The organism is Hungatella hathewayi WAL-18680 (assembly GCF_000235505.1).
In the GTDB taxonomy this organism is placed as follows: domain Bacteria; phylum Bacillota; class Clostridia; order Lachnospirales; family Lachnospiraceae; genus Hungatella_A; species Hungatella_A hathewayi_A.
The window spans coordinates 162,185-187,992 of record NZ_JH379030.1 but is presented as its reverse complement, the minus strand read 5'-3'; the positions used below and the strand labels follow the sequence as shown (position 1 = coordinate 187,992).

General features: G+C 51.1%; 18 protein-coding genes. 16 read left to right on the top strand and 2 right to left on the bottom strand.

What is annotated here, in order from left to right:
- Positions 1-2 precede the first annotated feature (2 nt).
- The 3 genes from HMPREF9473_RS24640 (at position 3) to HMPREF9473_RS24630 (ending at position 4,946) form a co-directional block, all read left to right on the top strand.
- Positions 3-2,531 (top strand): glycoside hydrolase family 38 C-terminal domain-containing protein, encoded by a 2,529-nt coding sequence (locus HMPREF9473_RS24640; protein ID WP_006782952.1) that lies wholly within the window; start codon positions 3-5, stop codon positions 2,529-2,531.
- Positions 2,528-4,042, top strand: coding sequence for a DUF4127 family protein (locus tag HMPREF9473_RS24635; RefSeq protein ID WP_006782951.1), 1,515 nt, complete (start codon positions 2,528-2,530; stop codon positions 4,040-4,042). The genes HMPREF9473_RS24640 and HMPREF9473_RS24635 overlap by 4 nt, the downstream gene beginning before the upstream one ends.
- A gap of 85 nt (positions 4,043-4,127) precedes the next feature.
- The gene (locus HMPREF9473_RS24630) at positions 4,128-4,946 is read left to right on the top strand and encodes a MurR/RpiR family transcriptional regulator (RefSeq protein ID WP_006782950.1); all 819 of its coding nucleotides are present in this window, start codon (positions 4,128-4,130) and stop codon (positions 4,944-4,946) included.
- A 67-nt stretch (positions 4,947-5,013) separates the two neighbouring features.
- On the opposite strand, the gene HMPREF9473_RS24625 is transcribed toward HMPREF9473_RS24630, so the two are convergent.
- Together HMPREF9473_RS24625 and tdh are read right to left on the bottom strand one after the other, a co-directional pair.
- On the bottom strand, positions 5,014-6,213 hold the full coding sequence (locus tag HMPREF9473_RS24625) for a glycine C-acetyltransferase (RefSeq protein ID WP_006782949.1): 1,200 nt from the start codon (positions 6,211-6,213) through the stop codon (positions 5,014-5,016).
- Between the two features lie 18 nt (positions 6,214-6,231).
- Positions 6,232-7,284, bottom strand: a complete 1,053-nt coding sequence (gene tdh, locus HMPREF9473_RS24620; protein ID WP_006782948.1) for an L-threonine 3-dehydrogenase — start codon at positions 7,282-7,284, stop codon at positions 6,232-6,234.
- 359 nt (positions 7,285-7,643) lie between these two features.
- Here tdh and HMPREF9473_RS24615 point away from each other — a divergent pair, with 359 nt between their 5' ends.
- From HMPREF9473_RS24615 to HMPREF9473_RS24555, 13 genes are all read left to right on the top strand, one after another.
- Positions 7,644-11,912 (top strand): PAS domain-containing hybrid sensor histidine kinase/response regulator, encoded by a 4,269-nt coding sequence (locus HMPREF9473_RS24615; protein ID WP_006782947.1) that lies wholly within the window; start codon positions 7,644-7,646, stop codon positions 11,910-11,912.
- A gap of 150 nt (positions 11,913-12,062) precedes the next feature.
- Positions 12,063-12,962 (top strand): LysR family transcriptional regulator, encoded by a 900-nt coding sequence (locus tag HMPREF9473_RS24610; protein WP_006782946.1) that lies wholly within the window; start codon positions 12,063-12,065, stop codon positions 12,960-12,962.
- Positions 12,963-13,147: 185 nt separating this feature from the next.
- Positions 13,148-13,903 (top strand): carboxymuconolactone decarboxylase family protein, encoded by a 756-nt coding sequence (locus HMPREF9473_RS24605; protein WP_006782945.1) that lies wholly within the window; start codon positions 13,148-13,150, stop codon positions 13,901-13,903.
- 50 nt (positions 13,904-13,953) lie between these two features.
- Complete coding sequence (locus HMPREF9473_RS24600) at positions 13,954-14,778, top strand: SDR family oxidoreductase (protein ID WP_006782944.1); 825 nt, start codon at positions 13,954-13,956, stop codon at positions 14,776-14,778.
- Between the two features lie 79 nt (positions 14,779-14,857).
- Complete coding sequence (locus HMPREF9473_RS24595; RefSeq protein WP_006782943.1) at positions 14,858-15,565, top strand: flavodoxin; 708 nt, start codon at positions 14,858-14,860, stop codon at positions 15,563-15,565.
- A 119-nt stretch (positions 15,566-15,684) separates the two neighbouring features.
- Positions 15,685-16,392, top strand: coding sequence for a LytR/AlgR family response regulator transcription factor (locus HMPREF9473_RS24590; protein ID WP_006782942.1), 708 nt, complete (start codon positions 15,685-15,687; stop codon positions 16,390-16,392).
- The gene (locus HMPREF9473_RS24585; RefSeq protein WP_006782941.1) at positions 16,392-17,699 is read left to right on the top strand and encodes an ATP-binding protein; all 1,308 of its coding nucleotides are present in this window, start codon (positions 16,392-16,394) and stop codon (positions 17,697-17,699) included. The genes HMPREF9473_RS24590 and HMPREF9473_RS24585 overlap by 1 nt, the downstream gene beginning before the upstream one ends.
- 134 nt (positions 17,700-17,833) lie before the next feature.
- Positions 17,834-20,812: a glycoside hydrolase family 3 N-terminal domain-containing protein gene (locus tag HMPREF9473_RS24580; protein ID WP_006782940.1), complete on the top strand. Its 2,979-nt coding sequence runs from the start codon at positions 17,834-17,836 to the stop codon at positions 20,810-20,812.
- Between the two features lie 259 nt (positions 20,813-21,071).
- Positions 21,072-22,076 carry a hypothetical protein gene (locus tag HMPREF9473_RS24575; RefSeq protein WP_050810118.1) on the top strand — a complete coding sequence of 335 codons (1,005 nt, stop codon included), beginning with the start codon at positions 21,072-21,074 and terminating at the stop codon, positions 22,074-22,076.
- A 33-nt stretch (positions 22,077-22,109) separates the two neighbouring features.
- A complete protein-coding gene (gene proC, locus HMPREF9473_RS24570) occupies positions 22,110-22,904 on the top strand; it encodes a pyrroline-5-carboxylate reductase (RefSeq protein WP_006782938.1) in 795 nt (264 codons plus the stop codon).
- 125 nt (positions 22,905-23,029) lie between these two features.
- The gene (locus tag HMPREF9473_RS24565; RefSeq protein ID WP_157140243.1) at positions 23,030-24,397 is read left to right on the top strand and encodes a serpin family protein; all 1,368 of its coding nucleotides are present in this window, start codon (positions 23,030-23,032) and stop codon (positions 24,395-24,397) included.
- Positions 24,398-24,565: 168 nt separating this feature from the next.
- Entirely contained in the window at positions 24,566-25,102 is a 537-nt protein-coding gene (locus tag HMPREF9473_RS24560; protein WP_006782936.1) for an NUDIX hydrolase, read from the top strand.
- Between the two features lie 105 nt (positions 25,103-25,207).
- Positions 25,208-25,750 carry a stage II sporulation protein M gene (locus HMPREF9473_RS24555; RefSeq protein ID WP_006782935.1) on the top strand — a complete coding sequence of 181 codons (543 nt, stop codon included), beginning with the start codon at positions 25,208-25,210 and terminating at the stop codon, positions 25,748-25,750.
- The last annotated feature ends 58 nt before the right edge of the window (positions 25,751-25,808 follow it).

Below are 25,808 nucleotides of genomic sequence, written 5' to 3'. Positions count from 1 at the left end.
CTATGAATTCAGAAAAAAGAATCATATCGGTCCTTCACCACACCCATTGGGACAGGGAGTGGTACCAGACGTTTGAGGCCATGCAGATTCGTCTGCGGGACGTCATCCGTCATATTGTAACAATGATTGAGAATCACCAGATTGAATATTTTTATCTGGATGGCCAGACCTGTGTCCTGGATGATTATAGGGAAATTGTTTCAAAAGAGGAGTTTTCCAGGCTGGAAGAACTGATACGCCGCGGGAAAATACAGGTGGGGCCGTGGTATGTTCTGGCAGATGAGTTCCTCTGTCCCCCGGAGGCCTGTGTCAAGAATTTGGAAATTGGGATGAAGACGGCCAAAGAGTACGGGAGTTTTTGCCGTCTTGGTTATCTTCCGGATACCTTTGGACATATCGGCTCCATGCCTCAAATCCTGAAGGAGTTTGGGATTGATTGTGCCGTGGTTTGGCGGGGAACCAATCCGTCTGATTGTGAAGTGTGGTGGGAGGGAAATGATAAAAGCAGGCTTGCCACGCTGGTTCTTTCCACCAGGGATGGCTATTATCAGACGTTTCTGAAACATCAGGACTATGAGCGGGAACTGGATGCATATCTGGATTTTCACAATCGTAAGAGAAGCTGGAACTGCCCGGTGCTGATGGACGGGGCGGACCATACCGTATGTAATGATGATGTTTTAAAGAAACTTAGAGCATATGAAAATGACAGAAATGTACAGTTTCAGGAAGTCCTGGCCAATCAGCTGTGTGAGCGGCTTTTAAAATGCGATATTCAGGAAACGGTGAAAGGCGAATTGAGGGATGCCTCTAAGATATACGTGTTGTCCGGAACCTGGAGCAGCAGAATGTATTTAAAAGTCATGAACCAGAAGTGTGTGGATGCCATGGTCCACCGGGTAGAATTTCTGAATGCCTGGGAGGCCGGCAAATCCCGGTCGGAGGCACTGCTGGAGCATATGTGGAAAAAACTGCTGGTCAATCAGGCTCACGACAGTATCTGCGGATGCAGCATTGATGAGGTGCACTCCGATATGGAGAGCCGTTTCAGACAGATACTGGAGAGCGCGAATCAATATGCAGACACCGTGCTGGAGCAGTTATACCCTTATGAATATATGGATTCTTCTGTTTTCAATGAATGGCTTCATATGATACATAACACGCCTTATCAGGAGAGGACTTTGGTGACAGCGGTCATTCTGGTTCGAAAAAAGGAGGACCAGGGAGGCATTGCCTTGTATGACGGAGATCAGAAACTGGACATACGGATAGCAGAACGGGTGGAGAAGGAGGTATTTTTCCATCATTCCTTTGCGGAGCCCTGGTACGAGGACGCGGTAGAGTATCGAATCGAAGTTCACATAACGTTTCAGGGAATGGAACACAGATGCTTTCAGATTAAAACATGCCCTCCAGAGGCCGAGTGTCCTCCGGAGACGGTGGATTTCATTTCCAACGAGTATTATGAACTTCGGGTGGAGGAGGGGAGCGTGTCTGTCCGGCAGAAATTGACGGGAAAGCAATATAAAAACCAGCATATCTGGACGTCGGTTCCTGATGCGGGAGACAGCTACAATTCTTCTTGGCTGGAAGGGCAGGAAACGGTATTGGGAAAAATTGAAACCGTTCAATGCCGGAAAGATTGCATGAAACAGACGATGGTGATCCGGTGGCGGCTTGAGGCACCGGCAGGGCTAGACGTTAAGAGAACTGGTCCGTGTGAAGAACGGAAGGAACTCACAATCACCACAAGATTCCAGCTGATTCCAGGCAGTCCGTTGATTCGGGTTCACAGCCAGGTGCATAATGAGGCAAAGAACCACAAACTGAAGATTGAATTTCGGATGCCGGAAATCGAATACCATGAAAGTGATACGGCGTTTGACCTTGTCAGAAGAGAGGTGAGAAAACCGTCCGCAGGTGCGGCCCGCCCAAACGAGGAGCTGGAGATTTGCCAGGACCCAAGCAATTCACAGATTTATGCGGGGGACATTCAAATTGTACATATTGGGATGCAGGAGTACGAGGTGGAGAAGAGGGGTGAGGGCGATGTCTGCAGTCTGACAGCGCTGCGCTGTACCGGCGATTTATCGAGACGTGATTTGCGTACAAGAGGCGGCGGCGCGGGGCCCGGATATGAAACGCCGGGTGGACAGTGTATCGGTGACTGGGAGTTTGATTATGGCCTGATATATGGGCGGGAACTGTTCTCGCCGGAGCATGTCATAGAACTGAAGACGTCTCCTATTATAAAGCAGAGCTATGTCTGGTCACCGGATGAAAGAAGGCTTTGGCTGACTGGAAATATTCTGTATAGCTCCTATCAGTATTCTGACGGTGGATGGGTTTTGAGAATGTTTCACCAGAAAGACTGGGAAGAGGTGATAAATGTCCGGCTGGGGAGAACAGGAAAGGTGTGGCTGTCGGACCTTGGCGGTCTCAAAAAAGAGTTCCTGGGAGAAGGGGACTCGTTTTCCATACGGGTTCCAGGCTGTAAAATTATCACGATGAGAGTGGAGGAATTATGAAACATATACTTTATGTGCCTCTCGATGAGAGACCTTGCAATTATCTGTTTCCGCAGATGGAGATTGGCGTGAGGGATGATATCACTATGAAAATTCCTCCACGCGGACTGATGGGAAATAAGAAGACCAGCGCTGACATAGACGGAATCTGGGAATTTGTGGGGAGGGAAATTGGGGGATGTGAGGCGGCAGTTTTGTCTGCCGAGCTTTTGTTTTATGGGGGATTGCTGCCCTCCAGAATTCATCACCTTCCGAAAGAGTGGCAGGGCGAATGCGTCAGGAGGCTTGAAAAACTGAAGTCCGATTATCCGGCGGTAAAGTTTTATGTATTTCAGTTAATCATGAGAACGCCCCGCTATAACAGCGGAGATGAAGAACCTGATTATTATGAGCTGTATGGGGAGAAAATTTTTAAACGCGCTTATTATCTGGACAAGAGAGAGCGGGATGGCCTTAGCAGCCAGGAAGAAGCTGAACTGGCCGATTTGGAAGCAGAGATTCCATCAGACTGTATCCACGATTATGAATGGAGACGGGGCTATAACCTGGAGTTAAACCGGCTGGTGCTGGATTTGGTAGAGAGGGGAATCATAGATTTCCTGTGTATTCCTCAGGACGATTCCTGCGAATATGGTTATACGGCGAAGGACCAGAAGGTGATCGCCTGTGAACTTCGGCGAAAACGGATTCAGGACAGGGTTCTGATGTATCCCGGAGCTGACGAGGCCGGTTGTACGCTGACAGCAAGAGCGGCAGCTGAACTTTTGGAAATCAAACCCCGTATTTATCCCTTTTACGCTTCGACTATGGGGCCCCAGATGATTCCCTTATATGAGGACCGCTGTATGTTTGAAAGCCTGAAATCACATGTGATGGCGGCAGGGGGAAAAATCGTCCCAACACCTGAGGAGGCGGACTTCATTTTGGCGGTAAACAGTCCCGGAAAAATCATGATGGAGAGCTTTCATCAGGAGGAGGCAGATATTACTTACCACTCGTTTCGCAATTTGCCATGGTTTGTTTCGGAAATTGCCGATTTTGTCAGGAAGGGGAAGCCGGTAGCGGTAGCGGATTGCGCCTATTCCAATGGCGGGGATCTGGAATTACTGGAGCTTCTGGATTCCTGCGGTGTGCTGGAGCATCTTGTATCCTATAAAGGCTGGAATACCCACTGCAATACATTGGGAAGCACGCTGGCCCAGGGAGTGCTGGCTTATGGCTGCGGGAACAATGATATCCGTCTGATGCAGAATCTCCGGTATCATCTATTAGATGATGGATTGTATCAATCCACAGTGCGTCAGATGGTGACAGAGGAACTTTCGGGTATGGGACTGACGTATTTTAATTTGAAAGACCGCCAGGATGTGGCGGCGGCTCTTGAGGAAGAACAGCTGGCGCGGATGTGGAAGAAGCTGTTTTGCAACTCTTTCCGAGACTTTGGAATGCCGGAAATAAAAGTGACGCACCCGTGGAACCGGATGTTTGAAATTGGCCTTGTATTGACTTAATCATGAAAAATGGTAGAATATTTAAAAAGACTGAACGAGAGCAGCAGGCAGGAAAACGGTATTTGAGAAGAGAGAGGTAGGATGCATGAAGGGTGAGCTGGTAAAAGATAAATCACAGTTGACGAAAGCAGAAGAGAAGATATGCGATTATATTGAAGAGTATACGAATAAAAGCATTTTCATGACTGTTTCGGAAATTGCAAGCAACTGTGGGGTAGCAGAGGCCAGTGTCACCAGGTTTTGTAAAAAACTGGGATTTCGCAGTTTCCTGGAATTCAAGATGACGATGGCACAGGAGTATCACAATGATACGGTGGACGATGAATTGCTGTCTGCCGATGACACGATTGAGGATGATACTCTTCAGGGGACCATGAAGCATTATTATGAACATGTGAATTCTTTGGTCCGAAACAGCATGAAGAAGAATACCTTTAAGCAGATTGAGCATGCCACGCAGCTTTTGTTGAACAGCAATTATGTCTGTGTATGGGGGATGGGGAGTGACCGTGGCACGGCAGAAGAGGCCTTCTATAAATTGCTGGAATTTGGAAAACGCTGTGACATTCCTCACAGTTACCAGGAATTAAGGCTGAGGATTGCTTCCTGCACCGAGGGTGATGTGATTCTGGCAATTGATGGAGATGGAGATGATGAGGTACTCAATGAGGAACTCCGTCAGGCAGGGGACCGGGGGATTGCGGTTCTTGCCATTACCAAAAACAGAATGTCAAAGCTGGCAATCCTTGGCGAGGAGGCCATCTGTTATTCTTATGGCAGTGTCAGCAGAGAAAATTTCTGTTATTCCACAACCATTGCACAGCATTATATGGTTGATTTGTTAATTCAAAATATGATTAAAGAGCAGTATGGGGCGGAAGAAAATGAGATTGTGCTGTCGTAGACAGAAATAGGAAAATGGCCTGCATCCGGGAATATCTCGGATGCAGGCCAGCTTTTTTGATATTCAGTTATGACAGTCCCATTTCCTCCCGGACTTCCATAAAGCATTTCACGATAAAGTCAATGTCTTCTTTTGTATGGCTGGCACAGACCTGGGTGCGGATGCGGGCTTTTCCTTTCGGGACAACCGGGAAGGAGAAGGCTACTACATAAACACCTTTTTCCATCATTCTTCTGGCGAACTCTCCGGCCAGTTTCTCATCGTAGAGCATAACCGGCACGCAGGGGTGGGTTCCGGGGATGATGTCGAAGCCGTTGTCGGTCAGCAGCTTTCTGTAATAGGCGGTGGTCTCTTCCAAGGTGTCCCGGAGCGCGGTGCTCTCCTCCAGCATGTCAAACAGCTCTAAGCTGGCGCCGACGATGGCGGGGGCCAGGGTGTTGGAGAACAGGTAAGGACGGCTGCGCTGGCGGAGCAGGTCGATGATTTCTTTCCGCCCGGAGGTGTAGCCGCCGGATGCCCCGCCGAGGGCCTTGCCGAGGGTGCCGGTGATGATGTCCACGCGGCCCTCCACGCCGTTGTATTCCGCGGTGCCGCGGCCGTGTTTTCCGATAAAGCCGACAGCATGGCTGTCGTCTACCATGACAAGGGCGTTGTATTGGTCAGCCAGATCACAGACGCCTTTCAGATTGCAGATGATACCGTCCATGGAGAACACGCCGTCAGTGGCGATTAATTTGATTCTGGCTCCGGCAGCGTCGGCTTCCTTCAGCCGTTCCTCCAAGTCCGCCATATCGTTGTTCTTGTAGCGGTACCGTTTTGCCTTGCACAGGCGCACGCCGTCGATGATGGAGGCGTGGTTTAACTCGTCGCTGATGACCGCGTCGCTGTCGGTGAGCAGTGTCTCAAACAGGCCGCCGTTGGCGTCAAAACAGGAGGAGTAGAGAATGGTGTCATCGGTTCCCAGGAAGCCGGAGATTTTGGCTTCCAGCTGTTTGTGGATGTCCTGGGTTCCGCAGATGAAGCGGACGGAGGCCATGCCGTAGCCTCTGTCATCATAGGTTTTCTTGGCGGCGTCAATCAGTCTCTGATTGTTGCCCAGCCCAAGGTAGTTGTTGGCGCACATGTTTATGACCTCGCGCCCATCCTCCAGCACTACGCGGGCGCCCTGGGCGGAGGCGATGGGAGCTTCCCCTTTAAACAGACCGGCCTCCCGGATGTCTTCCACTTCTTTTGCATAAATACTTAAAATATCATTTTTACGAGCCATATGTTCGAATCTCCTTCTTTAATCATTGATATGGGACCAGTCCAGAACCACCTTGCCGGACTGCCCGGAAATCATTGCTGCAAATCCCTTTTCATAATCACGGATGTCAAAGCGGTGGGTGATAATCTCTGAAATGCCAAGTCCGGCCTGGAGCATGGTGGTCATCTTGTACCAGGTATCCCACACCTTCCTGCCATAAATGCCCCGGATATCCAGACCGTTGAATATCACGGTCTCCAAATCCACCACCGTCTCACGTCCCTGGAGTCCAAGCAGGGCGATCTTTCCACCGTGCTTCATATTGTGAATCATATCGGCGAGACCGGCCGGGCTTCCGGACATTTCCATGCCCACGTCAAAGCCTTCCGTCATACCAATCTTTTTCATCACGTCCGTCAGAGTTTCCTGTCTTAAATTCACCGTTCTGGTAGCCCCCAGTTTTTTCGCCAAATCCAGCCGGTAGTCATTCAAGTCCGTGACCACCACGTGGCGGGCGCCGCAGAACTTGGCGATAGCCGCCGCCATGATGCCGATGGGGCCTGCTCCGGCGATCAACACGTCCTCACCCAGCACGTTGTAGGTGAGTGCGGTGTGGGTGGCATTTCCGAAGGGATCAAAGATAGCGTAGAGCTCTTCCGGAATAGCGGGATTGCAGGGCCACACGTTGGAGGAGGGGATGACCAGATATTCGGCAAAGGCGCCGTTTCGGTTGACACCCACGCCCTTGGCGTCCTTGCAGTTCTCCTTGTGTCCCTCCAGACAGTTCCGGCACTGTCCACAGGTGATATGTCCTTCCCCGGATACCAAATCACCCACCTGGTGTCCGGTGACTCCGGCCCCGGTCTCCACGATCTCTCCCACATACTCGTGGCCGGCGGTGAGCCCGATGGGAATGGTGTGCTGCGCCCAGTCGTTCCACTGGTAAATGTGGACGTCGGTGCCGCAGATGGCAGTCTTGTGAATCTTGATTTTCACGTCATTGGGGCCGACCTCCGGAATCGGAACACGCTCCATCCACAATCCTTCCTCCGGTTTTTTCTTCGTCAATGCCCACATGGTAGAATCCTGCATAAAATACCCCCTTCGCTTAGTGTGCTGTGTGGAAATAACAGCCATAGATAACGTTTTTGATACTTTCATTATAAAGGATGGGTAGTCAGATTGCAATGTAAAAATCCGCACAGTGAGGACATTTTCGAGAAAAGTGTATTTGTATAGCGGACACGCACAAGTGTCTTTTCATGGGAAACAGAATGGAGGGAATGTTAATCATTAGATAACTATCATACAATAATACAATCTGTGTATCAATTTTCTACGAAATCCTCTGAAACATTGCTATTTGTGCCAACATTTGCTATACTCAGTTTAAATTTGTAAGAGATTGTTTGTATGGGATGGCAGCTTTTCAGTGCCGGGGGAGGTACGCTATGTTACAGGAGAATCCGTTTCAAAATCAATCATCGGCGCAGTTGGCGTCGGTGCTTAATCAGGCGCCGGTGGCCGTGATTGTCAGTTCGGCCGAAAACCGGGAGTTACTTTATGCCAATGATGTGGCCTGCCGGCTGTTTGCGCAGAAGGAATACCGGCCGGGAATGACCTGTTATGAGGCCGCCGGTTATGAGAAGCCGTGCCCGTTCTGTCAGTGTGACAGATTGTCCCGCACGGAATTTCTGGTACGGAATCATTTTGACAATATCAGGCACCGCATTTATCAGCTCAAGGGAAAATTGATTGACTGGGATGGAAAACCGGCCTGTATCGAATACATTATGGATGTGACGGACACCCAGGTGAAGGAGGAGCAGATACGGGTCCAGTCGGAGGAAATGGAGCGGACATTTCGGAGTCTTCCCTGCGGTCTCTGTGTCTACCAGTATGCGGACGGCGTCATCAGTCCGGTATTTCACAATCCTGTGTTCTATGAGATTATGGGATATTCGGATGAGCAGATACTTATGGTGGATAAGAAGACGGAGTTTTTGGGCGTTCACCCGGAGGACGTCGCGAGCCTGAAACAGAAGATTGCAGAGGCAATCATGAGCAATGGCACGGTGGATTATGACTACCGCGTCTGGAATGCAAAAAAACAGAAATACGGCTGTATCCACCTGCAAGGCTCGGTCAAACCCCAGGAGGATGGCTCTAAGCTCTTATATGGCGTTTACAGCGATGTCAGTGAGCAGCGTCGGCTGGAACATGCACTGGAGGAAGCCAGGATGGAGCTGGACCACTTGATAAATTCCATCCCCGGCGGAATCGCCAGCTATCAGGTAGAGAATGGGAAGGTGACACCCACCTTCGTGTCAGATGGCCTGCTGGCTCTTTCCGGTTATACCAGGGAGGAGTACTTGGAACTGGTGAGGGATGATACGATACATATTGTCTATGAGGTGGACCAGGCCAGGGTTCTGTCCGCCGCCAATGCCGCCATGGAGAGCGGGCAGCTTTTGGATATCTCCTACCGGACGAGACATAAGGACGGGCATCTGGTCTGGATTCATGTCAATGGCCGGCGGATAGGGCCGAAAGCCGAAACCATGCGGTTCTATGCCGTGTTCACCGGAATGTCTGCGGAAGCCCAGCTGTTCCAGAAGATTGCCAATGAGACGGCGGACAAGATATACGTCATCGATAAGGAGAGCTACGAGCTTCTCTATGCCAATGAATCAAATGAGTTTCTGTGCCAGGAGACTGACTGTGTGGGCCAGAAATGTTATAAAGTGTTGTTTAACCGGGAGGAGCCCTGTGAATTCTGTACCCTGAAAACCCATGAGCCGGATGGCATCCCCCACGATATGGGGTATTACGGGGACGGTCATTTTTACAACACCCGTTTCCGGGAAACGCTGTGGAATGGGATTCCGGCCTACGTGAAATATGTCCAGGACGTGACGGAGGAGGTCCGGACGCAGAAGGAGAAAGAGCATCTGGAGCAGTATTTCCAGACCATGGTCAGGAAACTGCCCGGCGGCGTGGTGGTGGTCCGTTTTGAGAAGGACGGGCGCAAGGTGCCGGAATATTTTTCTGACGGCTATGCCGCGCTGAGCGGTATGACCATGGAGGAACTGTGGGAAAATTACGGCGAGGACGGGATGACCGGCGTCCATCCGGACGATGTGGACCAGCTGAATGCGGAGCTGGCGGAGTTTGTGGCCAGCGGTGAGGAGCAGCGGGAGTTTATCTACCGGATGAAGCGGAAGAATGCCAGCTATCTCTGGGTGAAAAATACGGTTTCCATGATTCAGCGGGAGGACGGAGAGTTCATTCTCTACGCCAGCTATCACGATATGACCAGGGAGCGGGAGGAGCAGGAGCAGATACGCCAGCAGTATAAGGAGCTGCTTATCCAGCATTACCGCACACCGGGACCAAACGCACTGATTGTGGGACACTGCAACGTGAGCCAGAGCCGGATTGTTGAAATCAGCGATTATACAGGCTCCGATTTGCTAAAGAGTTTTGGCACGGAGCGGGATGCATTTTTCACCGGTATTTCCAGTCTGGTGGTGGAGGAAGAGGAGCGGCGGGAGTTCTTAAATCTCTTCCTCAACGAGCCTACGTTAAGGGCGTTCCATGCCGGGAATACGGAAATTGAGCTGGACTGCTTTGTGAAACTGCCAAAGGAGGTAAGCGGCCGCTATGTGAAATTCCGGGTTGTTCTGGTGGAGACCCCTGATACGGGAGATATCACCGGAATCCTGACGGTGTATGATATCACGGAGCAGACCATCTCGGATAAGAATTTACACCAGTTGTCTACATCCAGCTACGATATGATTTCGGATGTGGACCTGGTAAAAAGTACCAGCACTCTTGTGAGCGGGGAATCCGCGCCGGGGATTGAGCCGGGCAGTACAGGGCGTTATGTAGACCGGCTGAACCGGATGATACGGGAACTGGTTGTTCCAAAGGACAAGGAACTGGTTGCGAAAATGATGGAGCCGGCCTATATGATGGAGCGGTTAAAACGTGACGGCGATTACTCCTTCTCCTTCTCCGTCCTGGGCGGGGATGGGGAAATTCTGACGAAGAAGCTGAGCGTTCTGGCGACGGACCTTCGGCTGGGACGGGTGTGCCTGGCGAGAGCCGATATCACGGATTCCGTGAGAGAGCAGCAGGGGCTTTTGAGCGCGGTGGCCTATACGTTTGAACTGCTGGCCATTATCCGCGTCAACAGCCGGTGGCTCACATTGTATACCCGCCAGACCGTACAGCAGGCGCTGCCGCCGGAGCAGTGTGAGCATGACATCTGGTACGAGAATATCAAGAAAAAGTATGTGCCGGACGGTGGGGAAGAAACGCTGAAACGCTGTTTCGGACTGAACAATATGCTGGAGCGGCTGGAGAAAGAGCCGGAGGGCTTCGATTTTGTCCTGCCCTATCAGGGAGATGACGGTCTCCGGTACAAACAGGTAAACGTCGTGTGGGGAGACCGGGATAGAAAGACTATCTGTATCGTGCGCCAGGATGTGACGGAGATGCTGGCGGCGGAACGTCAGAGCCAGGAAGCTCTGGAGAAGGCGCTGACCCTGGCGGAGGAAGCGAACCGGGCGAAGAGCGACTTCCTCTCCTCCATGAGCCACGATATCCGGACGCCCATGAACGCCATTATGGGAATGACGGCGCTGGCGGAGGCCCACCTGGAGGACAGGGGAAAGGTGGAGAACTGCCTTGAGAAGATATCCCTTTCCTCCCGCCACCTGCTGAGTCTTATCAACGACATTCTTGATATGAGCAAGATTGAGCGCTCCAAGATAACGCTGAATCATGTCAGAATCTATCTGCCGGAGCTGATGGAACAGCTGTCCGCCATGATGGGCCAGCAGGCCAATGCAGCCGGGCTGGAATTTAAAATGGAGACCGGGGAAATTGTGCATCCATGTTTTTATGGGGATTCCCTGCGGGTGAACCAGATTCTAATCAATATTTTGAGCAACGCCATCAAATTTACGCCGGAGGGTGGATGTGTGGACTTCCTGGCGGAAGAAATACTATCTGTCATCCAGGCACAAGGCGTCCGCTACCGGTTTACCATCCGTGACACGGGAATCGGCATGTCGGAGGAGTTTCTGGCCCACCTGTTTGAGCCATTTACCAGAAATGCAAATGTGGCCGGCATCGAGGGCACCGGCCTGGGACTCAGCATCACGAAGGGGCTGGTGGAGCTGATGCACGGGGAGTTGACCGTGGAGAGCCGGGAGCAGGGCGGCAGCAGCTTTTACGTGGAACTGGAGTTTGAGGCGGCTGAGGAAGAGGCCGGGATAGATTTTGAAAAACAGACCAAGATATCTGTCCGCACCAGAGAGAGCGGGATTGCCGGGCGGCATTTCCTTGTGGCGGAGGACAATGATATCAATGCGGAAATTCTCTCAGAAGTGCTGCAGCTCTACGGCGCAAAGTCCGTTGTGAAGCGCAATGGTCTCCTGACCGTACAGGAATTTAAACATGCGGCGCCAGGAACCTACGATGCCATCCTGATGGACATCCAGATGCCGGAGATGAACGGCTACGAGGCGGCCCGCGCCATACGTAAGCTGGAGCGGGAGACGCAGCAGCGTATTCCCATCATAGCCATGACGGCCAACGCGTTCACCGAGGATATCCAGGCGGCCATGGAGGCCGGAATGGACGCCCATATCGCGAAGCCGATTGATATGCAGGTTTTGATTGAGACGCTGGATAAATTGCTGGTATAAGGGATAAGTAGAGAGAATAGATGAAAAAGACAGGCTGCGGTGGCGGCCTGTCTTTTTGAATTTTATGTTTTAAATGGAACAGAAGTGCTATAATTATCTCTAAATAGAGGTGATAATTTACTGTTCCATTGTTTTAAGGAGGTACGATTCTTGTTATTACGACAAATGAAATATTTTGTGGCAGTAGTTGACTGTAACAGCTTTACCGAGGCCGCCGAGCAATGTTTTATCTCGCAGTCTGCCATTTCCCAACAGATACAGGCATTGGAAAAGGAGCTGGGCGTGGAACTGATTCACCGGGAGAACCGTCGTTTTTCTTTGACGCCAGCGGGAGAATACTTCTATCGGCAGAGCAAGGTTCTGTTCGATGAAGTGGATGAACTCAGGCGGGAAACCATCCGCATCGGGAAAGCGGAGGAATCAAGGCTGCGGATAGGGTATTTGAAGAGTTACAGCGGTCGGGAACTGCATATGGCCGTTGCGGAATTTTCAAGGCTGTATCCTGAAATTTCGATAGACATTGTGGCAGGAACCCATGAAGAACTGTATAACCGAATCCGTTTTGGCGGGGTAGATATTGTCATCAGTGACCAGCGCCGGGCTTTTTCCGAGGAATATGAGAACCGGATTTTGCTGGAATGTGAATGTTTTGCTGAGATTTCCGGCAATCATCATCTGAGCACAAACGAACATTTGACGCTGAAAGAACTCAGGCAGACGCCCTGTATTCTGATTACTCCGGCAGGGCAGCGAGACGGGGAGGCGGCATATTACCGGGACACCTTAGGATTTGTGGGAAAGTTTCTTTATGCGGATAATCTGGAAGAAGGCCGGCTGATGGTTCTTGGAAACAGGGGCTTTCTTCCCCTTGAAAATATTGGCACGATGCCGCCTGTCATGCCGGCCATCAGGCGGATTCCACTGTATCGAGAAGATATGCCGGTTAAGCGGACAATCTGTGCCTTCTGGCTGAAGAAAAACACGAATTATTACATAGAAGAATTTGCCGATATACTGCACCATTTTCTTGAGCGGAGCCGCACATCTTAGTTCAGGCAGCAGAGATATATCAAGTTGTTTGACAGAAAAGCCAAACTGCAGTCATTCCTTTGAGTGATACAGTTTGGCTTCTTTTTTTCACATAAGTTGTACTTATCAGAAACGCGTAAAAACAAAATTGCTGATTTTGAGCGGATTTTTTACAATGATGGTACAAAGAAAGGAGTCCTGAACTTATGAGTATTACGAAAGTTTCAAAAGAGTATCACGAGAAAATGTTTCCGGGATATCATTCCAGATTTCTGGAAACCGATTATGAGTTTATTGAGCGGTTTGACAATTTCGCCTTTGATGAGGTAGTCAATCACGATGATTTGGACGGAAAAACCAGGTTTCTGGCCATATTGGCCACGCTGCTGGGTTGTCAGGGAATTGATGAATTTCGTGCCATGATACCGGCGGCGCTGAATTTCGGTGTCACGCCGGTAGAGGTAAAGGAAATCGTGTATCAGGCCGTGGCATACCTTGGCATCGGCAGAGTGTTCCCGTTCTTGAAGGCTGCAAATGAAGTATTGATGGCGCAGGGCGTGGAACTGCCTCTCCCCGGACAGGCGGCAACAACCACTGAGAACCGGCTGGAAGCAGGCGAAAAGGCGCAGATGGACATCATGGGTGAAGGGATGAAAAACTTCTGGAAGTCCGGCCCGGAGGAGAGCCGTCACATCAATACCTGGCTGACTGACAACTGTTTTGGCGATTACTACACCCGCACGGGATTGACTTATCAGCAGCGGGAGATGATAACGTTCTGTTTCCTCTCGGCACAGGGCGGTTGTGAACCGCAGCTTATCTCCCATGCGGGAGCCAATATGAGGATTGGAAATGACAAGGCGTTCCTTATCAAAATTATTTCCCAGTGTATTCCGTATCTTGGTTATCCCCGTAGCTTAAACGCGCTGCGCTGTGTCAACGAAGCGGCAAAAGAGACGTGAGAAGTACAAGTGAAAAAGAGAAAAAGCTGGCAGTGAAAGGAGAAAACAAAATGAGTAGAACATGGTTAATTACAGGTGTTTCCAGCGGGTTCGGTTATGAGATGACAAAGCAGCTTCTGGAAGCGGGCGATACGGTTATCGGGACGGTGCGAAATACCAAAAAGGTAGAGGGGCTGATTGCGGAATATCCGGTTCAGTTTGACTGCAAAATTCTGGATGTGACCGATGTCCCGGCCATTCACCGGCTGGTGGAGGAAGCGTTCGCCCAGCATGGAAAAATTGATGTGGTGGTTTCCAACGCTGGCTATGGTCTCTTTGGATGTGCGGAGGAGTTATCGGATGAGGAAATCAACCACATTATCGCAACGAACCTCACCGGCTCTATTATGCTGATACGTGACAGCCTTCCACATCTGCGTGCGCAGGGAGGCGGAAGGATTATCCAGATGTCCACCTACGGCGGACAGGTCGCCTATGCGGCGAATTCCATGTACCATGCCACCAAGTTTGGTATTGAGGGGTTCTGCGAGGCGGTGGCACAGGAGGTAGCGCAGTTCTACATCGGCGTTACGCTGGTTGAGCCGGGCGGCGCCAGAACAGAGTTCCGTTACGGCAGCGCCAAGGTCGCTAAGCTGATGCCGGAATATGAAAGCTGCCACGGCTTCCTCAATATGCTGGATGCCAGCAAAGGGCTGGCCCCCGGCGACCCGGTAAAAATGGCAGAACGTATCATCGAGAGCGTGGACAAAACTCCTGCGCCCCTTCGCATGGTATTAGGCTCCCAAGCGCTGAAAGCAACCATTGACAGACTGGAGGAACGGGTTGCCGATTACAAAACGCAGACGGAACTTGCCGCATCGACGGACATTATCTGATGAAATGGGAGGTTTGCGGCTTTGTGATGCAAGTCCCTCCCCTGTTATTTCGAAAAAATATATAAGGAGAGATGATCTTATGAAAAAAATATACACCTTGTTTCTTGCGGCCGCCATGGCATTTACCCTGACAGCCTGTGGCAGCGCTGAAATCCCAGGAGTCCCTGATGAGACGCCGGAAACGACGCCTTTAGAGACCCAGAGGTCTTACCTGTCTTCTGAAAATGAGAGTTTACAGTCAGCCACAGTGGAATCAGACAGCACCAATATTCTGGTTGCCTATTTCTCCCGCACCGGTGAAAATTATAACGTAGGCGTGATCGAAAAAGGCAACACAGAAATTATAGCGGAGATGATTGCCGAGCAAACCGGCGGCGACCTGTTCCATATGGAAACCGTTACTCCCTACCCGGAGGATTACCGCGAGTGTACCGATGTGGCACAGCAGGAGTTTCGCGACAATGCCCGCCCGGAGTTGACGGCGTCAGTCAACAATTTTGACAGCTATGACGTTATTTTTCTCGGTTACCCCATTTGGTGGAGCGACATGCCCATGGCAGTTTATACCTTCATGGAAAACTATGATTTTACGGGCAAAACCATCGTGCCTTTTGCCACTCATGAGGGGAGTGGCCTGGCATCAACCGAAAGCAGCATTGCAGGCGCCTGCTCCGGCGCCGAGGTGCTGGACGGCCTTGCCATCCGCGGCTCTGTCGCGCAAAATTCTCGGGAGGAAGCAGAGGACGCGGTTGTAAACTGGCTGCAGGAGGGCGGCTTTATAGGTTGACACCGTTCCTATCAGATGGTGAATTTTGACCATTAACCGGGCCAAATTCACCGGGAGATTGTCTCCCGCTTTCCCCTGTGTTATAGTATGAAGTAAGAGACATACAGGGGGAAATGCATATGGTGCGGATTGGACTTGTGGACGATGATTCGGAGCATCTGAAATTAATGCGGGAATTTCTCGGGCGGTATGAGCGGGAGGAGAAGGTCGGCTTTTCCATAGAGGAATACCGGGACGGGCTGAGTTTTGTGGAGGATTACGACGGGACGCTGGATGTGGTATTTCTGGATATTGAGATGCCACATATCGACGGCATGACGGCGGCGAAGAAAATCAGGGAGAGAGACCAGACACTGGGAATCGTGTTTGTCACCAACATGGCACAGTTTGCCATTCACGGCTATGAGGTCAATGCCATTGATTTTATCGTCAAGCCGGTCAGCTACTATGTGTTTGCGGATAAATTGAAAAAAGCCATCCGGTTCTCCTGCGCGAAGACGGAGAAAGAGCTAGTGGTCCAGACCGAGGAGTCGATTGTCAAACTGACAAGCTCCCAGCTCTTATACATCGAAAAGGACAAAAATTATCTGGTTTACCACACCTTAAAAGGAGAGTTCCGCGTCCGTGGAACCCTGATAACCCTGGAGGAGAGCCTAAAGGGCGAGGGCTTTTCCAAGTGTATCAGCGGCTGCCTGGTCAACTTAAGATACGTCACGAAGATTTCCAAAGACATGGTGTGGGTGGAGCAGACGCCCCTCCCCATCAGCAGACACCGGAGCCGAGAATTTAAGGAAGACTTCATGAGATACCTGGGAGGTGATTACTGATGGAACAGGTACAGCTGATTTCCTGCATCCGTTTTTCCATGCAGCTTTTGATATCCGAGAGCGTGTTTATGATAGGCATGAAACGGAAGAAAAATTTCGGTATCTATCTGTTGACGGGAATCGCCGGATACATGGCGCTGGCGTACACATTTTTCCGCCTGTGTACAAGTATCCCGGGAATGCTGCCGCCAGTTTATATCCTGTTTTACTGCGGCTTGTTTCTGTTCACGCTGGGATTTATGAAATGGTGCTTTGAGGCGCCGTTTCAAGAGGTTCTGTTTGCCGGTGTCTGCGGATATGCCACCGAGCACATGGCTTTTGCCATTACGACTATCTTTGTGGAGCTGACCGGTGTTTCCTTTTCGCCGGTGGTGGAGTTCTTTGTCGTCCGGTTCCTCCCCTACATTATCATGGCGGCCATCATTTACTGGGGAGTAATCCGGAAAAATGCAGGAAAAGGGGAAATGAAAAACCGGGACATCCGCATGGTGCTGCTGGCCCTTGCCATCCTGCTGACCGCCATCATCATCAGTGTTCTGGTGGACCAGGTAGGCGCGGGAAACAGCAGACTGCTTCAAAATGTATTCTGTAAGCTGTATGCTTTTATATGCAGCATGCTGGCCATTTTCATGGCCTATTACATGTCCAGGCAGAACCGGATTCTCCGGGAAAATGAAATCATGGAGAATATGCTGCACAATATGAGTGAGCAGCAGAAGCTGTCCAGAGAGACCATCAATATCATCAACATTAAATGCCATGATTTGAAATACCGCATCTCCAAGATATCACAGATTGAGGATGCTGGGGACCAGAAGGAATACATTGAGAGCGTAAAGGGAGCATTAGCCATCTACGACAACATTTTCCAGACCGGAAACGAGGCCCTGGATTTGGTGCTGACGGAAAAGAGCCTGCTGTGTAACGAATACAACATCAAACTCAGCAGTATGGTGGATGGCAGCGTGCTGAATTTCATGAATACCACCGATGTATACGCTCTGTTCGGCAACCTGCTGGACAATGCCATCGAGTGCGTGATGAAGGAGACAGATGAGGAAAAACGGATTGTCAGTCTCTTAGTCAACCGGAAAAACCAGGGAAGCTATATCCATGTGGAGAATTATTGCAATGAGCCGGTGGTATTTGAGGACGGATTGCCGGTGACGACGAAGAAGGATAAGGATTACCACGGCTTCGGGGTCAGAAGTATCCGGTATCTTGTGGACAAATACAAGGGAACGGTACTGATGCGGGAGGAGGAAAAACGCTTCCTTGTGGACATCATGTTTTTCCCGGAAGACTAATATTATAGAATCCAATATGCAGCTTTTACCAGAAAAACAGCCAGAAAAACCAGATTCGGTTTTTCCGGCTGTTTTTGTGTTACCTTTTGGGTACGGAAACACTGATAGAAAAAATGATTCAGGAGGTAAGTAGAATGGGAAATGTAGAAGTTGCATGGGAGGACGTCATCAGTGTGATACAGATGATGAGAACGAATCTGATTGTCATCGGAATCGCGCTGGTATGTATGATTGTGGTTCTGGCAGCAGCAAGGAAATGGAGGAAGCCGTTGCGGGGATTTATCCGGTGGCAGTCCGTCATTGCCTTTGTACTGATAGCGGCCGTATCCGTCAACCTGGCGGTGACAGGAACGTTATACAACACACTAAACGTGATATTGTCGGACAAAGGACAGCTGGCCCCGGAGCATGTGGCGGAATCGGAGCGTATTGTGGAGGAGGTAACCAATGAGGGCGTGATTTTGACCAAGAATTCGGATTCCTTTTTACCGATTGCCCCGCAGAAAATCAACGTATTCGGCTGGGCTTCCACCAACCCAATCTACGGTGGAACCGGCTCCGGCACTGTGGACGCGTCGACGGCCACAGGCATTTTAGAGGGAATTGAGCAGGCCGGCTTTGAGACCAATGGGGAGCTTTCCCAGATGTATGTGGATTACAGAGAGGACCGGCCGGCAATCAGCATCAATAACGGTCAGGACTGGACACTTCCGGAGATTCCAGTGGAGAATTACCCGGCGGATGTAATGAGCCGGGCTAAAGAGTTCTCGGATACGGCAGTCATCGTCATTTCCAGAACCGGAGGCGAGGGAGCGGACCTGCCCCACGACATGGGCCCTGTGATGGACGGCTCCACCATGGAAATTGGCACCAAGTACATGAAGGGAAGTTATACCAATAATTCCGAAGCCTACGCCGATTTTGAGGCGGGCCAGTCCTATCTGGAACTGAGCCGGACGGAGAAGAATCTGGTGGATATGGTGTGCAGCGAGTTTGAAAATGTAGTCGTTGTCTACAATGGCGCCAACACGCTGGAGCTTGGCTGGACGGAGGAGTATGAGCAGATTAAGAGTGTGCTTTTGTGCGCCGGAGCAGGAACCTCAGGCTTCCGGGCTCTGGGAAATATTCTGGCCGGCGAAGTGAACCCGTCGGGTAAGACCGCGGACACCTGGCTGAGAGATTTAACGAAAGCGCCTTATATCAATAATATTGGTCACTTTGCCTATACCAATACAGGCGATGTGGAGGCGGCGGCAAAAGCGGCCTGGGAGAGAGCGGACGGCATTGTCTCTTTTGTCAATTATGTGGAAGGAATCTATGTGGGATACCGGTTCTATGAGACCGCGGCGGAGGAAGGGCTGATTGATTATAATGAGACCGTCATGTATCCTTTTGGCTACGGGTTAAGCTATACGGATTTTGAGCAGAAGATGGGGGAACTTCAGGTTGATGGTGACACCATACGCGTGGATGTCACAGTGACAAACACTGGGGATAAGGCGGGAAAAGATGTGGTGGAACTCTATTATACACCACCTTACACCAACGGCGGCATAGAGAAATCCAGTGTCAACCTAGCAGCATTTGACAAGACAGATTTACTGGAGCCGGGCCAGTCACAGACGTTGACTCTGATCTTCGATGTGGAGGACATGGCTTCCTATGATACATATGGAACAGGACATTATGTGGTAGAAGCGGGGGATTATGAAATCAGCCTGCGGACAGACAGCCATACGGTGGTGGATACTAAGAATTATCAGGTGGCAAAGACCATTGTATACGACGAAGGACAGACCCACAACGATGATGTGGAGGTGGCTGCCAACCGGTTCGAATTTGCCGAAGGGGATGTGGCATACCTGTCGAGAAGAGATGGGTTTTCCAACTATAACCAGGCGGCTGCGGCCCCGGCGGACTATGAGTTAAATGGTACGGTACAGGGAAATGGAACCTATGACCCGACGGAGTACAACCGCGCGGACGATGTGATGCCGGTGACCGGGGCGAAAAACGGGCTGGAACTGTTCGACCTGCGTGACGCTGACTACGATGACCCGCGCTGGGAGACGCTGTTAGACCAGGTGACGGTGGATGAGATGGTTGATTTGATTGCCTTTGGCGGACACCAGAATGCGGCAGTCAATTCAGCCGGAAAAATCAGAATTCTGGATACGGACGGACCGGCCGGGGTGAATTCCAGCACGCTGGGAGCATTTGGCACCGGATTCTGCTCGGAAGTGGTACTGGCTCAGACGTGGAATGTGGATTTGGCGGTGGATTATGCCAGAGCCATGGGTCAGGAATTCAAGGATTTCCATATTACAGGCTGGTATGCGCCGTCCATGAACATGCACCGAAGCGCATTTGGCGGCCGTGACTTTGAGTACTATTCGGAGGACAGCGTGTTGAGCGCTAAGATGGCTGTGGCCGAGGTGGAGGGAGCGCTCCAGTCGGGGATGTATCCGTTCATCAAGCATTTTGCCTTGAACGAGCAGGAAATCAACCGCAACGCCCTGCTCTGCACCTGGAGCACGGAGCAGGCCATCAGAGAAATTTATCTGAAACCGTTTGAGGAGGCCATCAAGAGCAACCCTGACGGAAAACTGGCCGTCATGTCCTCTTACAACTATATCGGTACCCAGTGGGCCGGCGGATGTGCGGCGCTTCTGCAGGATGTGCTGAGAGGCGAGTGGGGATTTCGAGGGATGGTTCTGTCGGATTACTTTGGAAACTATGGCTACATGGATGCGGACCGTGCAGTCCGCGGCGGCACCGATATCATGCTGGGCACCGCAGGCAATGATGCAATTATGACCGATTTGAGTGCAACATCCGTACTCGCAATGCGTCAGGCAGTGAAAAATGTGTTCTACACAACGGTAAACAGCTCCGCCTACGAAACCTATGTGCCAGGCGAGATACCGGCATGGCTGAAACTGGTGTATATGGTGGATGGTGTGATTGCGGTGATTCTGGTACTTGGAGAAGTGGTTTTGATTGTCTGCTATCGGAAGAAACGCAAAGCGGTTGGAGCAGCGGTTGTAACGGTGGAAGTGGAAGGCGCGCCGGGTGATGCAGGGGCGCGGGAGCAGGGAGAATCATTAAAGTAGGAAACAGATGAAGGACTGTGCAACCGGAAATATTAGGTTTCCTGTGTGCCTTGGAAAAAGATGGAATGTGGATGAAATCCATGATTCCATCTTTTTCTGTGTGGGAATTCCCGGTTCTTTCCATTTCGATTTTCTTAAACTTTCCGGAATTCTATTGACAGTCAGAATTATCCATACTAGAGTTATAGGTATCAAATAAAAATCTGATAAAAGAATAAATATGGGCAAATTCTGAGAAGAATTTTAGGAGAGGAGAAGGATGATGAGAATTGGAAAACGGATGCTGGCGGCGGCGCTGGCGGCAGTGATGACGCTGGGGGGCTCTGTGATGACTTCCTATGCGGGCAACGATAAAATAACCATGATTAACATTGAGATAAAGTCGGAAATCAAGGTGGGCGAGGTCATTGATTCCTCGAAAATAAGGGTCTACAATAAGACCTCCAAGTATTCCGCCACGGATATCCAGGTCACCAACGACGGTTTTGAGTGGGAGGCGGATTCCGTGCCGACGGTGGATGTGCGGCTGGAAGCGGAGTCGGGATATTACTTCTCCGTGCTTGCAAAAGACGTTACGGTGAAGGGCGCGACTGTGGTCAATGCGAAGAAAGAGGACAGCACCCATCTGCTTCTGTCCCTGAAGCTGCCGGCTTTAAATGAGCAGGCCGGGGATATTACGTCAGCCGGCTGGTCCTCCGAGACCGTGGCCTCCTGGAGTGAGTCCCTGAATGCAGGTTATTATGAGGTGAAACTTTACCGGGAAGGCGTCAACGTGAAGCTGACCCAGACCTCCCAGACCAACAGTCTGGATATGGCGCCCTGCATGACGAAGGCAGGATATTATACGTACAAAGTCAGAGCCGTGAACAAGATTAAGGATGACAATAAAACCGAGTGGGTGGATTCCACGGAGATACAGGTCAGCAATGAGCTGGCGGCCCGCAACCGGGAGCAGTATGGCAATCTGACCAGCGGTCTCAGTGAGCCGGGGCAGGAGGCCGACTCATCGACCCTTCCGGTTGGCTGGGTGAAGGACGACAAGGGCTGGTGGTACCGGAATCAGGGCGGACTTTACACCACCAACGACTGGCAGTTCATTGACGGCAAATGGTACTTTTTTGACTCCAACGGCTACATGCTGACCGGCTGGATTCAGTGGAAGGATAAACTGTATTACTGTGATTTGGCGGAGGGTTATATGCTGACTAGCAGCCTGACACCGGATGGCAAGCGTGTGGATTCCCAGGGCGTTCTGTTTGAATAGTCGTGGAGTACGGGGACATTGAGAGGAGAGAGTATGGCAAAGATCGGTTTTATCGGTATGGGCAATATGGGATATGCAATCCTGAAGGGCCTTTTGAAATTCTATAACAAGGAAGAGCTTATCTTCACGGATGTAAATGCAGATAAGATGAATCAAGTGACGGAGGAAACCGGCGTTCCCCACGTGGACAGCAACGCGGAGTGTGCCAACAGCTGCCAGTATCTGGTGCTGGCGGTGAAACCACAGTATTACCAGCCGGTACTCCAGAATATCATAAACGTGGTGACGCCGAAGCATATCATTATCTCTATTGCTCCCGGCATTACCATTGCCCAGTTGAAGGAGTCTCTGGGCATTGACAGGAGAATCGTGCGGGCGATGCCAAACACACCGGCCCTGGTGGGAGAGGGCATGACCGGAGTCAGCTACAATCCGGCCCAGTTCAGTGACGAGGAGAAGGCGACGATTGAGGAATTCTTCCGCTCCTTCGGCCGGGTGAAAATGGTGGAGGAACGGCTGATTAACGCGGTGGCCTGCGCTAGCGGCAGCTCCCCGGCTTACGTGTACATGTTTATCGAGGCGCTGGCAGACAGCGCGGTGAAATACGGACTGCCCCGTCAGGATGCCTATGAAATGGTGGCCCAGACAGTGCTTGGAAGCGCGAAAATGGTCCTTGAGACCGGCATGCACCCAGGAGCATTGAAAGACAATGTGTGCTCCCCTGGCGGCACCACCATCGAGGGGGTATCGGCGCTGGAGGAATACGGATTCCGCAATGCCATCATCAAAGCGTCGGATGCCTGTTATGATAAATGCAAAAGATTATAAAGGTTGATGCACGGTCCTATCATGAGATGGAGCGCTTGGGCGCCGCGTGATAGGCACCATTGCAGAAAAAGGGCATCTGTGACTTGGCTATGGATGCTCTTTTTCATACCGGAAAGGAAGGAAATATGAGAAAACGAGCAGGAGCCCTCATGCTGGCGGCAGCATTGATTCTTGGCGGATGTGGCGCCAAACCGCCGGCTGTGGAACAGGGAGATTCAAAGACAGAGACGGGAAGCGAGAAAGGTGTGACAGAGGTGATAGAGCCTGCGGCATTGGAAGAGGTAACGGGAAAGGATACGGATGAGATATGGGAAGGCTACCGGCAGAAGCTGGATGAGAACGAGATAACCGACTCTTTCCGGGCGGGACTGGATGCGTTTGCCTATGAGAGCGCCGCCCAGATATTGCAGGGGGCGGAGGAAAATGTGAATTACAGCCCTCTAAGCCTTTACTATGCATTGGCCATGGCGGGAGCCGGGGCGGATGGGAAGACATTTGAGGAAATATCGGGCCTTCTGGGAACGAAGGAGCGGGAAGAGCTGGCGACACAGAGCGGAAACATTTACCGGTATCTCCGTTATCAGCAGGGATTCCATGAGGTTTACCAGGAGGAGTACGAGCCGGGGCTTGGAGAGGAAAAGAAGCCGGAGATTCTCATCGCCAACTCTCTGTGGGCAGATGGGAAAATGGAGCTGAAGCCAGATTATGTCAACCAGCTGACAGACCAGTATTATGCCTCCATTCACCGGGTGTCATTCGCGGAGGATGAGACCTGGAAGGAGATGGGGCAGTGGATAAAAGAGAAGACAAACGGAGTGCTGGAGCCGGAACTGACCAAGGATGAGGAGACAGTGCTTGCACTTATCAATACCTTGTATTATTATGGTTCCTGGAAGAATAAATTCCCGGAGGAGGCTACGAAGCCGGATACATTTACCAGGTCGGATGGCTCTGAGGTGACTGCAGATTTTATGAATATGACGGTGACAGGTTACCCATACCGGGAGGGCGACGGATACCGGGCGTCCATGATTAATACGGGAAATAACACGTCCATGGTGTTTGTACTGCCGGATGAGGGGCGGGATGTCTCCGAGCTGTTTGCCACGCCGGAGAAGCTGAAAGAGGCGCTGAACGGGGAATATGAGACTATGGAGGTCAACTGGAAGATGCCCAAGTTTTCCTTTGGCAGCAGCATGAAACTGGAGGATACGCTGCGAAGGCTGGGAGCCGGGGATATGTTTGAGGTGACAGCGGATTTCAGTTATATGACGGATGCGCCGGTGCTGGTGAGCAGCGTCATTCAGGAAACTCATATCGGTGTGGATGAGTCCGGAGTGGAGGGAGCGGCCTACACGATGATGGCTCTGGCCGGATGTGCGCTGATTGAGGAAACCAAGGTGGGAGATATGATACTGGACAGACCGTTTCTGTTTGGGATTCGCTCGGACGAGGCGGGATGGCTGTTTATCGGAGTGGTGGAGACGCCTTGATACTAGGATATTGTGACGAATTGTGAGAGATTGCGAGAGATTGTGAAGGGCCGCAGGCAAGGCCTTTTCATAAAAAGCAGGGCTATATGTCACCCTGCTGGGCCATAAAATTGGCCGTGAAAAAATATAACGAAAGGAATGCCGGGGCGCCTGCCCGGCGAGAGAGATATGGTAGAGCCAGTAGTGCGTTTAAACAGGGAGTTAAAATATAAGGGGACGGTCATTTCCATCTATCAGGATACGGTGATAGCCAATGGCAATGAGGCCCACTGGGATTTCATTCATCATGACGGCGCGGCCGCTGTGGTTCCCGTGACGGAGGATGGAAAGATTCTCATGGTGCGCCAGTACCGCAACGCCCTGGACAGAGAGACGCTGGAGATACCGGCGGGCAAGGTGGATGACCCGAAGGAGCCGAGAATTGAATGCGCCTACCGGGAGTTGGAGGAGGAGACGGGATTTCGCACGGAGGAATTGGAATTTTTAATCCGGGTCAACACCACGGTGGCCTTCTGTGACGAGGGGATTGATATCTTTGTGGCGAAGAATCTGATTCCGTCCCATCAGAATCTGGACGATGACGAGGAGATAGAGGTGGAAGCCTGGGAACTTTCCGATTTGCTGGAGATGATTTACAGCGGGAAGATGACGGATGCCAAGACGGTGGCGGCTATCACGGCCTACGCGGTGAAATACGGTAAGTAGAACGCGGTAATATAGAAGCGCGCCAATGAGATACCAGATTCCAGACATAGTTGTCTGACACGGTTCATAGAATTCAGTAAGGACAGATGGATTGGATGAACTATCATGAAAAACAGAGTTACCATCACATACCAGGACCGTCTGCTGATCTGTTTTCTTGCGGGAGTTCTGGGAGGTACAATCATAGCCAATCTGCTCGGTGGAGAGATGAAACAGCAGATTGGCTATTTTGATACCCTGTTTTTGGCGGAGCAGGGCCTTAACTGGGAGGGAAAGCGGCAGATGTGGCTCTATGTGCTGCGACAGAGAGGGTTAGAATTTCTGGGTGGATGGCTGCTCAGCGTGACCGTGTTCTCCATCCCCGGATTTTACGTCCTGTCTCTGATGGCAGGGGGAAGTATCGCCGTCGTTTTGTCGGTGATTACGGTGCAGAAAGGTGTGATGGGGCTGGTATTTTATCTGGCCTCGGTGATGCCCCATGCCCTGTGTTACCTTCCCATTGCATTAATTCTGGCGTCCTGGGCAGGTGAAGAACACCATCTGCTGCGCCCGCTGGGACTTTCCCTGCTGGTTCTTCTTCTGGTGGTGGGGACCGCGTCGGAAGCCTGGTTAAGCCCGGTTCTGCTTCATTTCTTTACAAATGTTTAAACGGTGATGAGAACGGATATTGACAGCCTTTTGAGCGAAAGCTATAATTAGCATGTAG